This window comes from Lysinibacillus sp. FSL M8-0337 (assembly GCF_038593855.1).
GTDB classification, from domain to species: domain Bacteria; phylum Bacillota; class Bacilli; order Bacillales_A; family Planococcaceae; genus Lysinibacillus; species Lysinibacillus sphaericus_D.
Genome location: NZ_CP151996.1, coordinates 2,309,474 through 2,323,633 on the forward strand (window position 1 = coordinate 2,309,474; position 14,160 = coordinate 2,323,633).

The window sequence follows — 14,160 nt, forward strand, 5'->3', positions numbered from 1 at the left end:
TCCCCATTATAAAGTCACATATATATAAATTCGTTATAAATGTATTTATTTATAAAATAAAAATTACACTAGTATTATAACATATTTACAATCATTTAACTTTGTAGAATTACGAAAGATTCTATCCTTTTTCGAGTAAAATTTGATAATATTTCACTTTTTAAAAGGCAAAACGATACTAAGGAAATACTTTTTCCGTCATTTTTATGAAACATATAACTGTAATAGTCTTTATAATCATATATAACAAAAGTAGGGAAATGATATTTTTCGCTATTTTTTCCGAATTAACTGACAATTAAACTTAATTTTCGTTTGAAAGAGCAAAATGATTGCACCAAGCAGTAGACTTGTTATATTATATTAATAAAACTAGCCATTTTTCGGTATGGTCGCAAAATCAGTAAGACAGCGGGAGATTATGGATTTCATAGTTATAACGTCTAGTTCTTTGGGTTTTTAATTCCAGTACGAATTTTAGTTTTATTCTTTATGCTTTAACGGAATTGTTTTAACTACCCTTGCAAAGGAGGCGTTTCGTATGCTTAAACATCGAGACCTACATGAATGTACAGAGCTTTATGAGCTATTATCGCATCCATCTGTTTTTCCCTTCGTTCGCCAAAAGGCACAATCTGCGGACGAATACTGGTTTATGACCAAGCAACTAATCGAAGAAGAAGCGAGAGGGCTCGCTATCTCCAGGACAATAACTGATGATTGGGGTCAACCGATTGGCACCATTAGCATTCATGATGTGGAAGACGGTGCTGGCTTCCTCGGAACGTGGATAGGGCTCCCCTATCAAGGGCAAGGTTACAACCAAAAAGCAAAAATGCTCTTCTTAAATGAATTATTTTTTGATTATAATTTCCATACGGTTTTCCTCCGTATACGAGTAGAAAATAGTAAATCACAGCGTGCCGCTTTAAAGTTGCCTTATGTTGTAAGTGCAAATGACAGTCACCCAACATTATTAGCACAAGTTAACAGCGGAGAAGCACAATTTAATCTATATAAAATACCACGTGACTTGTTCTATCTCACAACTGCCAATCAGACGCAAGAAGGCGAAGAACAAGCTATGTAATGACCAATTAAAAAAGCTATGTGCACTGTTTATTATAACAGTACATATAGCTTTTTATTTTTTATATTGCAATATTAACTTCGCCATCTCGTTTGGCGTTTTAGGTCTTTGCGTCTTTTCCATTGCTGGTATGATTTCTGATTTACGCGCTGTTAACGTATAAACTGATTTCATAAATGTTTCTTTTGTTAGTTCTTCCTCTTGTAAAACTTCAGCGTATCCTTGCTTTTTAAATAACTTTGCATTCAAAATTTGATCGCCGCGACTTTTTTGTGCAGATAGTGGAATTAATAACATCGGCTTATGAAGGGCTAAAAATTCAAATATAGAGTTAGATCCTGCACGAGATACAACAAAATCTGCTGCATGTAGTAAATCCGGTAATTCCGTCGTGACATAGTCAAACTGTTTATAGCCTTTCATTGCCTCTAAGCTTTCGTCTTTATTCCCTTTACCACATAGATGTATAACTTGAAATGTTTGAAGTAATTCAGGTAAATTATGGCGTAATGCATCATTTAACACAACTGAACCAAGACTTCCCCCCATCACTAAAAGAACAGGTTTTGACGCCGTAAAGCCACAGAAAGCAAGACCTTTCGCTTTATTACCATTAAATAATTCTTGACGAATAATGGAACCTGTACAAGTTGCCTTTTCTTTTGGCAAGTGCTGAAGTGTCTCTTCAAAAATAGTGAAGATATGCGAAGCAAATGGAAGTGCAATTTTATTAGCTAAACCGGGAGTTACATCAGATTCATGTATGACAACTGGTACGCCTGCCACTTTAGCTGCCATCACGACAGGTACAGAGACAAAACCACCTTTTGAAAAAATAACCTCTGGCTTTACTTTCTTTATAATGCGAAATGCTTGCATAATGCCAGCAAGTACTTTAAAAGGATCCGTAAAGTTTTTCATAGAGAAATAACGACGCAATTTTCCGCTAGCAATCCCATAGAACGGGACTTCCGGAAATGCCTCGCCAATTAATTCTTTTTCAATACCTTGCTCTGAACCAATATAGTGGACATCGTAACCTAGTTCAAGTAAAGAAGGTAATATCGCTTGATTAAGTGATACATGGCCTGCTGTCCCACCACCGGTTAAAATGATTGTTTGTTGTTTCACGTAAATTCTCCTATTCCTTAAAAGCCATTGTAGCAAACGCCACTTTTGTTTACAGTCTTTTATTTTACTATATGCGAAAGAAAAGATATAGATGAAGCTTTAATTTTTCATCATATTATGTTTACTATATGCTATACTAATTCATTATGCTTATAAAAGGAAGTTACTCACTATGTATAAAACGACAACATTAAAGCAAAAGTACTCTATAATTGTAAAAATCATCGTACCTATTCTAATTACCCAAGTAGCCATTTACCTCATTTCTTTTTTCGACATTTTAATGTCTAGTCGCTACGGTACTTCTGATTTAGCAGGAGTCTCTATTGGGTCGTCCATTTGGATGCCTATCTATACTGGGCTTTCAGGTATTTTATTAGCAATAACACCGATTGTCTCCCAGCTTGTTGGCGCAAAGAAAGAACAGTTAGCTAAACAAGCAGTGCAGCAAGGCTTATATGTCGCACTTGTACTTTCTGCATGTATTTTTATCATATTATTTATCGGGCTCGATTGGATACTTGGAAATATGCAATTAGACGCCTCTGTACATAACATTGCAAAATCTTATATTCATGCAATGTGCGCTGGTCTTGTACCACTTTTTTTATTTTTTGTTCTACGTTGTTTTATCGATGCGTTAGGTCAAACACGAGTAACCATGATTATTACACTGCTAGGAACACCTATTAATATCTTTTTAAATTATATTTTCATTTTCGGAAAGTTCGGTGCGCCAGAGCTTGGCGGTGTTGGTGCAGGTGTTGCGACAGCCATTACGTATTGGCTAATTTTCTTTATTACTGTGTGGATTATTGCCAAACGCGTGCCTTTTGAACACTTTACTATTTTCCGCGAATGGCCGAAGTTACAATGGCTTAGCTGGAAAGAAATCTTAGTTATTGGTGTACCAATCGGCATTTCCTTATTTGCAGAAACAAGTATTTTTTCTGCCGTCACAATGATGATGAGTAACTTTAGCACCGAAATCATCGCTGCCCATCAAATCGCTATTAACTTTACGTCTTTGTTATATATGGTTCCTCTCAGTATTTCAATGGGTGTTACGATTTTAGTAGGTTTTGAAATTGGTGCGGGACGTTTACGTGACGCAAAAATCTATAGTTATTTATGCGTAGGTACAGCGATTGTATTTAGTTTTTTTTCAGCTTGCGTTCTCTACTTACTTCGTGAACAAATCGCTACAATGTATTCAAGTGATGAGCTGGTTTTAAAAAATGCGCAAGTCTTTTTAGTGTATGCTGCCATTTTCCAACTATCTGATTCTATTCAAGCACCTGTACAAGGCGCATTACGTGGATACAAGGACGTGACCATCACATTTATCATGGCTATCATCTCGTATTGGATTATCGGATTGCCAACAGGTTATGTACTAGCTAACTATACTGATTTTGGTCCAGTTGGTTATTGGTTAGGGCTTGTAGCTGGTCTATCTGCAGGTGCTATTACCTTATTAATCCGCTTATTACTCGTACAAAGAAAATTTGCCCTATAATGAATAAAGCGCAAAAATGGTGATACAGACATCAACATTTTTGCGCTTTGTTATTTAAACAATAGATAAAAGCTCCTTTTAACGGAGTATGCCTGTACGAATAATCGTTACTTTCACTTTTGGTTCAATAGTAAGTGAAGCAAATTGCTCACGCCAGTCTTCCTGAAAGAATTTGGGATGATGAGCGCGAATATAACGTCCTATTCCTAAAGTATCGGACTTCTGTTCTTGTAATATTTTTAAAACTTCCTCAAAATCTGCTTGTATTCTTTGTTGGAACATTGCTTCTATCGTTTTAAATGTCTCTTCTTTATACAAATGATCTTTTGAAAACTCTTCTATTTCTACGTCAATTTTAAAATCCATTGTTATTTTTTTCATTTCTTCATTGATTATCCATTTTCTTTTTAAATGAATAACCTCTGAAGTGACAGGTATATCCTCATCATTGAGCTTGAGCATATATTCAATACGTGCATGCTGACTTGCTTTGTTCATTAATAAAAGCATATAAAAGGATTGCTTAGGATTTAAAATTTTCCCTGTAAACACTTGACCAGAAAATAACGCTACTCCTGCTGCTTCCGCACTATGTTCTTCTTCGTCCATTTTGATATAAGGAATGGCAATATCTTTAGCATTATCAAACAATGTCGATCCGATCATTTGTAAATTCAATTTAGGATAAATTGTATTTTTTTCTGTACTTTCAATAAAGCGTTCATAGTAACCTCCTGCATTGTCAGTTACTTCTTTTGTTAACTCAACAAAAGGTTTTACGCTCCCCTCAGTCACTGCCACTTTAATAGAAATTGGATTTTGAGGATCACGAAAATAAATATCTAGTAGGTCATATAAAGGTTCTTTCACCGTGTCAATTGAAATAAGTAATGTAGCGAGTTCAGACAAATCAAGTGTTTGTTCAACCTTTAAATCGGCATTATTCCGTACATCACGTGGAGAAATACCTTTTGCTTCAATTAACATAATTTGGCTTTGCTTATCAAGCGTTTTCGGGTAAGCATAATATCCTTTATACTCGCCCATTGTCCCTTCTATGCCAGCAAGAGATACAACTGACGAATTTTTATATAAACGCTCATCCCAACAACCCGCAAGTAGTACAACCAAAAGAACGATTATTGCTTTTCGATACACGTTTTCCCCCTCCATTTATTCCATAAAATGATGAGAATCGGTAAAAGAAAAGTGAAAAGTAATATTATATAATGGAAGGAATATTTCATCGTTTCAATCACCTTAAACTTAACAAAAAAAAGTGGAATAATCGCAAGCAATATATGATAAAAAACGATTGCCTTCTTAGAACCTTTCTTACCTATTCCAAAATGCACAACCCTTATCGTTAAATTAAAAATCAATACTGTGATGATGGACCATGACAACCAAATATATACAAAGAAAATATCAAGTCGCTTTACAAATGTAACTTCTTGAGATTTTAAAATATAAATAATTGGCTCTGGAACTAACTTAATCTCTTCAATAGTGAAAAACATTTGGGAAAACATGACAGAAATCAAATAAAAGACAAAAATTACAAGCTGATAAATCAATATTGACTTGTAATTTAAAGTCAATTCCTTTTGTAAAAAAGGACGATAAATCAGATACATTTCTGCGCCCATAAATGCAAAAACACTATGGATAAGACCTTGAATGATTTCCTTACTATTATTAAATTCAAGCGGTAATAAGTTTGTCCATGTAAGGTCTGGAACCGCAAGCATTAAAAAAATGATAAAAATAAATATAAGCGGAATAAACATAACCCCAATATTAATAACGGTTTCCGGTCGACTTATATTACCATATAACGAAAGTGCAACAATAAATAAGATGATTATCCACTCGGGCGTTTGAGGCAAAACCCATGATGCTAAAACATATACCATATAGGCTAAAAATGTCGCAATCATTAAAAACCAATACACCTTATACACCCATTGGAAAAATGTATTCAAGTAAAAATACCGATAATACCGTTCAAAAAATAGTAATACTAAATAATGTAATATGGTTGCTACGATAAATAGCACCCATGCCTTATTTTTACTTTCGCTAATTAAAGGCGTTTGAAAGGAAATATAAATAATACCTGTTTCAATGAAAAACAATAGTAAAAAAAATTGCCCTTTAGATAACGAAAAATTCAAGGTGTATCACCATTCTTTACACTGTCATCTTTCGGTGAACTAAAAGATGTCACTTGGACGGTAGGTTTAAAGAACGGTCCTCGCACGAACACTTTATAGATTTCCTTTGGTTGAAATGGCACAATTGGAGAAAAGTATGGCTGTTTTAAAGAGCTTAAATTAATTAAATGAATCAATAAAACAACTACACCAATAACAATGCCAAAAAAACCAAATAGTGAGGCTAACACCATAAATGGAAAGCGTAGCATACGAATCGAAGTATTTAATTCTACTGAAGGCACTACATAGCTAGAGATTGCTGTTAAAGCAACAACTATCACCATTAAGTTCGATACTAAACCAGCACTCACAATAGCATCTCCTATAACTAATCCCCCGACAATGCCTATCGTCTGCCCCACTGATTGTGGCAATCGTATACTGGATTCCCGTATAAGCTCCATAATGATTTCCAATATAAGCGCCTCTATTAAAGGTCGATACGGAATTTCATTTACATCATTTTTTACTTGATTACTTAATTCTAATGGTAGTACTTCAAAGTGAAAACTAATAATAGCAATATAAAAGGCTGGTAAGAATACAGCTGCAATAAATGACATTAACCGAACTATTCGATAAAAAGAACCTACCAACACTCGACCATTATAATCGTCAGGTGATTGATAAAAGGAAAAAAACGTAACAGGTGCAATCAATGCTGTTGGAGAGATATTCGTTATCAACACCACTTTACCTTCAACTAAATTAGCGACAACCCGGTCAGGACGCTCCGTATTGAGCAATTGAGGAAAAGGCGACCATACGGAATCTTCTAACTCATCACTTAGTTGACCAACACTATAAAAATAATCTATGTTAATGGCGTCAATGCGCTTTTCAATTTCAGCTAACGTTTCTGCTTTAATGACTCCGTCAATGTAAAGATAATAAGCTTTTGTATTTGTCTCTTTGCCAATTGAAAAAGATTTTACGACAAGGGAAGGATTATGAATACGTTTGCGTAATAAGGCTAAATTGGTTTCAACGCTTTCCACTAGCCCTTCATGTGATCCGCGCAGAACATGCTCATTATTCGGCTCATCAGGATTGCGATGTACTTGATTTACAATCGTGAGTGAAAGCATTTCACCTGTATCAGGAATAATGATTAGCGTTTCGCCATTACAAATATGTTCGATAGCTTGTGGTAGCGAAAACGGCTTAAGAGTCGTCATTATCGTTTCACTCCAGAACGGCTTGTTTGTATCTAAACGGGCATAAATTGTATCGAGTAATTTTTGCGCTTCTTTTGCATCCACAAGCGAGGAATAAAAACATAAAATAGCAGACGTTCCTTCTCGCCAGTCTACTTGTCTTACTGTAAAATTGGATGATTGATTAAATGCTTTTTGTAAGCTTTTCATCATTATTTCCACTTTATTCATAAAACGCCTCCTATACTTGGAAGTATAGGCAAAAATGGCTCATCTCAAACGGCATGTCTTTCGATTATGCAGTTTTCTTCACTGTTTATCATTTTTTTACCTTAAAAAAATAAAAAGACATCCAAATAAGCCACGAAGACTTATTGGACATCCTACTTGAATACGTTGTTTCTATTAAATTTTCACATTATTACTTTTGAATAAACTGTTGCGTCCAGTAGTTACCTGACTTCACATAACCTACACCAATATGTGTATAATTTGCATTTAAAATATTGGCACGGTGACCCGGTGAATCCATCCAAGCTTGCACGACTTCTTGTGGAGAACGTTGACCTTGGGCGATATTTTCACCAGCACTCTTATAAGTGATGCCTAAAGCTTTCATACGATCAAATGGTGACCCAAATGTTGGGCTTGTATGTGAAAAATATTTTTTCGATTGCATGTCTTGAGATTTTTCTCGTGCTGCAGCCATTAATTTATCATCCGTTTGTAAAGCTTTTAACCCTGCTTTTGTACGCTCAGCATTCGTTAATTTAACTACCTCTTGTTCAAAAGCATTTACATCCGATGTTGTTGTAGTCGGATTAGATGTAGTTGGTGGTGTTGTCGTTGTATTATTTTGTTGATTTGTTGGTTTATTTGTTTGTTGATTTGTTTGCGTATCTTTTGACGGTGCAGTTGTATTCGGTTTAGTTACAACCCACTTGTGATTTGACCAATTATTATAATAGTAAACTTTACAGTTCGTTGTCTGATTTGCTGTGTTCCCTTCTGTAGTATTAGAAGCAGCAGAAGCCAATTGAATTGGAGCTGCTAAAAGAAATGTTGCACAAATTGCAGTAAGTGTTTTTTTCATTTTGCAATTCCTCCTATCTGCAACCTATCGTAAAGTATGATTCTATAAAAAATCTTCCCAACATCTGCTAGCATGCCCAATAGAAAAGTAGTTTCCGTTAAACAGGGGTTTTTTTGTTATATTTTTTAGCAAGTTTGACCAATCTATGAAATACTTACGTTTTAAAGAGGGTTGACAGTATTCAATTTCTGTTCGTATTTTGGCTATGATTTTGATAGATTAGCACACTTGCCAATAACTAAAATTGCCTGGATAAAATAAAAGTGATTTAAAAATTGCTATGGCTATAAAAAATCTGCTCGGTTCCACTGAATGATTTCTAAGGATTCAGAAAGAACACGAGCAGATGAATTTGATTATATCAAGTAAAGCATGGGACACTTTTTATTTAATCAATACCAATTACATGAACACTGCCAATATTTTCACCTATTAAAACAAGCTTTGCGGGCATTTTAATGAATTCTGGCAACCATTGTACCATCCCATAGGCATACTGAAACAGCATTGGATTTTTAACGCCTTCTATCGGAACGTAGCCTTTCATTCGGTACACCGTATCTGGTAATCCACGTACCCACTCTTCTATTTGCTCTTGTGTAAAGTGAACATCTTCAAATTCAACTAAACGGGAGCCTAAATGCATGGAGGCTATCGGTGTTTTTTCAATATATTGCTTATCAATTTTAACAGTGGCAGATAAATTTTCTAGTAAATGGTACGGTACACGCCCATTTGTTGTTTGCAAAATAAATGCATGGGGATTAAAACCTTGTAGCTCATAGACGACTTGCGCTTGCTCCGCCTCTGATAGTAAATCGGTTTTATTGGCTAATAATAAATGCGCGTGACGAATTTGCTCCATAAACAATGTACGCACTTGCGGTGTTAATGTGTCCCGATGTAACCAAAGCTTCGAGTCCGCAACTGTAACAATCCCCTTGACATGTAACTGCTCGGCAAAGATTGGAGAATAGACAGCATCCAATGCTTCTACAGGGTGAGCCGCTCCAGTTGTTTCAATAATTAGAACGTCAAATTCACTATCTAATAGAAGAGACTGGATTTGAGCCTCTGTTTTTTCAGCTCCTGAACAACAAATACAGCCCTCTAGCATCTCTTTTAGCGGCACGTCCTCTTCTACAGCTTGAGAATCAAATGGCAGCTTGCCAAGTTCATTCATAATAACAGCGGGCTTTAAACCCTTTTCTTTTAGTTGTCGTATAACATCTGTCAGCATAGATGTCTTACCACTTCCAAGAAATCCGCTAAATAAATATACATCCTTCACAATTCATTCCTCCTAAAGAAAAAGCTGTCGCATTGCCGTACGAGACGACTTCTGCGACAGCTACAGTGTTAGTTTGTTGTTCCCTCTGTTTGTTTTTTTGCATCAGAAACTAGCTCTTTTGCTTTTAACAGTTGAGGATCCTCTGATTTCATTTTTTCACGTAACGCATCCATTAATGCGTAAGTTGTTTCGTTCGTTAGAATACCTGTTTCTTCAAGCTTATTGTCAGCTTGCAATTTTTTTACAGCTCGTTCTGTAAATTGATCAAAGATCCCGTCAGCTTTTCCAGGTTCATATCCTAGCACTTCTAACATTTCTTCAGCCACTTTGACAGAGTCTGACTGCAAGCCCTCTTTCATTTCAATCGTCGGGTCTAAAATTGGTAAAGAAGCATAAGCTGGATACGCTACTTTTACATCCGGTTCAATGCCTTTTTCATTAATCCAGTTACCGTTTGGTGTTAACCATTTACCGGTTGTGAATTTTAAATTAGAACCATCCTTTAAAGGTGTAACATTTTGTACGGTTCCTTTACCAAACGATGTTTCACCAACAATTTTAGCACCTACCGATTCTTTTAAAGCACCTGCTAAAATTTCCGATGCCGATGCACTGCCATTATCCACTAGAACGGTTACAGGTACGTTATATTTTTTCCCTGCTACCGCATTTGTAATAACTGGCTCCTCGTCTTTTTGCTGCACTTGTACAATCGCTTTACCTTCTGGTACAAATAAATTTGAAATTTCAACCGCAGCATCTAAGTACCCACCTGGATTTTGGCGTAAATCAAGGACAATCCCTTTCATGCCTTTTCCTTCGTACTCAACAAGGATTTTTTCTAGCTCTTCTGCTGTTTCTTCATTGAATGATGTAATTTGGATATGTGCAATATCTCCATCTAGCATTTCACCATAAACCGTTTCAACAGGAATATCATCGCGAATAATCGTCATTTGAATAGGTTCAGCATTTTCGCCACGTTTCACTGTTAGCTTTACAGGTGTACCCTTTTCGCCACGAATAAGTGCTACTGCTTCTGAAGCGCTAAAACCTTGAATGCTTTTACCATCTACCGTTAAAATAATATCTTTTGGTAATAACCCTGCTTTTTCAGCAGGTGAATTTTTAATAGGTGACACAACAGTAATAAAACCATTACGTTCTTGAATTTCAGCACCAATACCTTGGAAACTTGAAGATAATCCAGAGTTAAATTTTTCTGCTTCATCCTTCACCATAAAATCAGAATAAGGATCTTCTAATGCATCAAACATGCCGTTAATGGCGCCATCCACTACTTTTTCATCATCGATATCTTTGTAATACTTACCTTTAAGCATATCAAATGCTTCGTATAGTTTTGTAAATTCCGCACGTTCAATTGGGACTTTTACTTCTACTACTTTCTTTTCACCGAAAGTTAACGCAAAAATGGTTAAGCCTGCGGTAATTAAGATTGTAAAGAACATCAGCATAATAAACTTAAACGGCTTCATCTGAATAAATTGGCCTGCAGGTTTTACCTCTACTTGTTGTATTTGCTCTTGCTGTTGTTCTAAACCATCTTTTTTCTGTTCATCCATCTTGATTGTCACCACTCTCATATACACTAACTTGTTGTCACACTATTACCATCTTAACAGGTTATAGAGGAGACGAAAAGAAAAAGAGTGTCAAAATTTCATGACAGCTCTTGTCCCCCCTACTAACTTCATAAAATTGCACATTAATAAGCTACTTTTTCAGCATCCATACACTCACTACTAATAGATCAATGGTCTAAAAAGTCCCCTATTTTACAATTTTTCATTAAAATGTGCCTCAGATACCTTCTGAGGCACTGCCCTTAGCTGTTAAGTTTCAAGTATATAATAGTACTGCCTTTCTATTTTACTCATTTCCTAAAAGCAGTCAACTAAAATACTCATATAATTAGCTGATGCGCCATTATGCATCAATAATGTATGTCAGTTGCGCTAATTTAGCCGCTTTTATTTTATTTTCTGCACTTTTAGCAGCAGTAATACCTGTAAATGTCCCTGTTTTCACTCGATACTTGGACTCTTCCTGTTCAACATACGCAACCCAGCCAAAACGTTTTCTCATTATATCTAACACGCTCATAGCAGCGCTTCGAGTGCTATATGTTCCTGTGATTATACGATACTTCGATAACTCGTTAGGTGGTTTATCGGGCTTTGGCGTATCAATGCTTGTTACCATTTGCAAAAAATTAGTCCACGAGATTTTCCCTGTACGCATATTTCTAGGGCAGTTTTTACCACTAAAATAGTGGTGTTGAACGACATTGTCGATCGCTATATTTTCATCTTTCATTATTTTTGCTATTAAACTCGCCGCATTTTTTACTGCCTTATTATAATCTCCATCGCTATTAACGCATATTTCAACTTGAATGCCTTGTGTATTGCCTATATACGTTCCAGCTCCCCAGCATTCCCAATAATGTTCAAAAGATTGTATGGCCTCTTGATCATCCACTTGCCAATGCCAACTAGCATTTCTACTATTACCGTTGATTTGGAGTCGAGCATGGGCATCTGCGTCGGCTCCAACGCTTGTATTGTCTGTTTCATGTACAACAATATATTTTTTCGCATTATTTTTGCCATTTGTAATTTTTGCAGCTTGGGTCGCAGTTACTAATTTTTGACGTATTGATACCACGCGGTTCCCCCCTTCCAAAAGTAGATTCGTTTTAGTTCTCTAGAATGACTTATTTATGGTAGTGTTACTTTCCTTAAATAGAATGGATAGACTATCATGCTTTCTTTTTATAGTATGTGTTCGCACTCATTTTGTTTGTGTTTTTATATACACTCTCTTTTACAAAACTACAAGACTTTCGTTATGCTAATTGTAGTGATTAAGTGCTTCAATAAGAACATTAGTAGAATTTGGAGAAAGCTTCGAATAGTGGATTTTATTTTCGGTTGCCAAAAAAGCAAAGAACATCATCTACATTGGCAATCCAATTCAAAAAAATTATATACATATTAAGTGGAGACGCGTGAAACAGTGAAACTATTTACATAACGTATATACAACAAAATGTATTGGAGGAGGACAAAGTGGAGACTTGGTCTATCTGGCATGGGGAAAAGTAAGTCCAATACAATCATATGGACACTATCACATAAAATCACACTAATAGATTTAGTTAAAGTTTGAAAAAGTGAAAAAGAAATGATTTGGAGGGAATCACATTGTTAAAATATTACGTATATTATTTTCACTAGTGGGCATATCTTTGGCATTGTATGGCTTCATTACAAAAGACTTTAAGTTTCAAGCATAGATGATATTATTTTTAGGCTTAACGATGTTAATAATGGGGATACAAGAATTTCAACACCAAAAGAAATTTACAGGTTGGTTATTAATCATCATATGTCTTTTTTCTTTTTTTGTAGCCATTCAAAGCTTTACTTAATTAACCGTTTTTATAAAAAGTATTTTCATTATATATATGAAGGATTTTCAACCTCCCCCCTCGCGCTATCTTTTAACCATTAACTACCAATAATTCCTTTGTTATGTTACAATTATTTGCAAATAATTGCTAGTAAAGTGAGGTAAAATTGGTATGGCTTATATCAACGATTTACAATATTTTTTAGATAGTAGTTCTATTGGTTTGTTATTAGAACTTATTTTAGTTACTACTTGCATTTCCACAATTATTTTCTTCACCACGAAAAACCAATATATTTCCTATTTAGCATCGGCACCTATATTTTATTTTATGTCACAATGGTTTTATCAAAATACCCATTTATTATTCATCATCATAGCAATGACAGTACAAGCCTTTGTTATTGTATGTATTAAGAAGAAGCAAATTAGTCAGGATGAAACGTTAAAGAGCGAAACACTATAATTAAGATTCTACGATTAGGACTTACGCCGTTTACATTAAGCGTAATTGGCTAAGTCCCTTTGTTTAAGCATCAAAACAATAGAATAGTGATACGTATTAATAAAAGATATATACCATTCAATTCACTTAAATAAGTATGGGGGATAAGTCAATTGAGCCAAACTGTGACTTTTTCTGTTGACACGAAGTATAAAGACAGAATACAAGAAACATTTACTTTTGAACAATTAGGTCTTAGCGTAGAAATGAACGACGAAAAAATAAAAAAAGAAATAGATAAAATTTTTGAATCTTGGGTTTGGCATAAACTGAATATTTCCTACAGTATTGTCTTTAGTAAGAGTAGTGATTGACTTTATATATGTTATATCTATACTGATTCAACGACAAAACTAGGACAGATTACAATACTGCACTATCTAATGTAGAGGACATTGGAGGCATATAAATGATTTTGAAAATATTGAACGCCATTATTGGAATATTAATTATCTTTATTGGATCTATTTTCATGAATATAACCGTCTATAATGAAACAATGCAAACAATGACTTATAAAGGTTTTGGCTTTTTCATTATGATTGTTGGTTTTTTATATCTCAAAAACTTCGCAAAAATGGGGAAGCAATAAATAGACCAAAAGGATAGCACTAATGGTCATTTACACACACCAGACAAATATATTTAATTTTCAGAATATTTTGCGTGCCTGTTATTTCGCGTGCCTGTCACTCACTATCTTAAACCTAATGGCCT

Annotated in this window: 14 protein-coding genes; 6 read left to right on the forward strand and 8 right to left on the reverse strand. The window is 35.1% G+C overall.

Features of this window, described 5'->3' with window-relative positions:
- The first annotated feature begins 541 nt into the window (after window positions 1-541).
- Entirely contained in the window at window positions 542-1,090 is a 549-nt protein-coding gene (locus MKY08_RS10950) for a GNAT family protein (RefSeq protein WP_024361631.1), read from the forward strand.
- A 54-nt stretch (window positions 1,091-1,144) separates the two neighbouring features.
- Here MKY08_RS10950 and MKY08_RS10955 read toward each other — a convergent pair whose 3' ends face one another.
- Window positions 1,145-2,221 (reverse strand): undecaprenyldiphospho-muramoylpentapeptide beta-N-acetylglucosaminyltransferase, encoded by a 1,077-nt coding sequence (locus MKY08_RS10955; protein WP_069512538.1) that lies wholly within the window; start codon window positions 2,219-2,221, stop codon window positions 1,145-1,147.
- Window positions 2,222-2,393: 172 nt separating this feature from the next.
- Here MKY08_RS10955 and MKY08_RS10960 point away from each other — a divergent pair, with 172 nt between their 5' ends.
- Window positions 2,394-3,740 carry an MATE family efflux transporter gene (locus MKY08_RS10960; RefSeq protein ID WP_069512537.1) on the forward strand — a complete coding sequence of 449 codons (1,347 nt, stop codon included), beginning with the start codon at window positions 2,394-2,396 and terminating at the stop codon, window positions 3,738-3,740.
- Between the two features lie 78 nt (window positions 3,741-3,818).
- Here the strand turns inward: MKY08_RS10960 and MKY08_RS10965 are convergent, their stop codons facing one another.
- The 7 genes from MKY08_RS10965 to MKY08_RS10995 all read right to left on the reverse strand — a co-directional run bounded on the left by MKY08_RS10965 (window position 3,819) and on the right by MKY08_RS10995 (window position 12,191).
- The gene (locus tag MKY08_RS10965; RefSeq protein WP_069512536.1) at window positions 3,819-4,898 is read right to left on the reverse strand and encodes a Ger(x)C family spore germination protein; all 1,080 of its coding nucleotides are present in this window, start codon (window positions 4,896-4,898) and stop codon (window positions 3,819-3,821) included.
- Window positions 4,880-5,917 carry a GerAB/ArcD/ProY family transporter gene (locus MKY08_RS10970; protein WP_069512535.1) on the reverse strand — a complete coding sequence of 346 codons (1,038 nt, stop codon included), beginning with the start codon at window positions 5,915-5,917 and terminating at the stop codon, window positions 4,880-4,882. Before MKY08_RS10970 ends, MKY08_RS10965 begins: the two co-directional genes overlap by 19 nt.
- A complete protein-coding gene (locus tag MKY08_RS10975; RefSeq protein ID WP_069512534.1) occupies window positions 5,914-7,347 on the reverse strand; it encodes a spore germination protein in 1,434 nt (477 codons plus the stop codon). The genes MKY08_RS10970 and MKY08_RS10975 overlap by 4 nt, the downstream gene beginning before the upstream one ends.
- Window positions 7,348-7,537: 190 nt before the next feature.
- Window positions 7,538-8,209, reverse strand: coding sequence for a CAP domain-containing protein (locus MKY08_RS10980; protein ID WP_069512533.1), 672 nt, complete (start codon window positions 8,207-8,209; stop codon window positions 7,538-7,540).
- A gap of 388 nt (window positions 8,210-8,597) precedes the next feature.
- Entirely contained in the window at window positions 8,598-9,500 is a 903-nt protein-coding gene (locus MKY08_RS10985) for a CobW family GTP-binding protein (protein WP_069512532.1), read from the reverse strand.
- A 68-nt stretch (window positions 9,501-9,568) separates the two neighbouring features.
- Complete coding sequence (locus MKY08_RS10990) at window positions 9,569-11,086, reverse strand: S41 family peptidase (RefSeq protein WP_069512531.1); 1,518 nt, start codon at window positions 11,084-11,086, stop codon at window positions 9,569-9,571.
- A gap of 364 nt (window positions 11,087-11,450) precedes the next feature.
- Window positions 11,451-12,191, reverse strand: coding sequence for an N-acetylmuramoyl-L-alanine amidase (locus MKY08_RS10995; protein ID WP_069512530.1), 741 nt, complete (start codon window positions 12,189-12,191; stop codon window positions 11,451-11,453).
- A 631-nt stretch (window positions 12,192-12,822) separates the two neighbouring features.
- Here MKY08_RS10995 and MKY08_RS11000 point away from each other — a divergent pair.
- The 4 genes from MKY08_RS11000 to MKY08_RS11015 all read left to right on the forward strand — a co-directional run bounded on the left by MKY08_RS11000 (window position 12,823) and on the right by MKY08_RS11015 (window position 14,035).
- A complete protein-coding gene (locus MKY08_RS11000) occupies window positions 12,823-12,957 on the forward strand; it encodes a DUF3953 domain-containing protein (RefSeq protein WP_256093194.1) in 135 nt (44 codons plus the stop codon).
- 153 nt (window positions 12,958-13,110) lie between these two features.
- Entirely contained in the window at window positions 13,111-13,404 is a 294-nt protein-coding gene (locus MKY08_RS11005) for a hypothetical protein (protein ID WP_069512529.1), read from the forward strand.
- 152 nt (window positions 13,405-13,556) lie between these two features.
- Window positions 13,557-13,757, forward strand: coding sequence for a hypothetical protein (locus MKY08_RS11010; protein WP_069512528.1), 201 nt, complete (start codon window positions 13,557-13,559; stop codon window positions 13,755-13,757).
- A gap of 95 nt (window positions 13,758-13,852) precedes the next feature.
- The gene (locus MKY08_RS11015; protein ID WP_069512527.1) at window positions 13,853-14,035 is read left to right on the forward strand and encodes a hypothetical protein; all 183 of its coding nucleotides are present in this window, start codon (window positions 13,853-13,855) and stop codon (window positions 14,033-14,035) included.
- Window positions 14,036-14,160 lie beyond the last annotated feature (125 nt).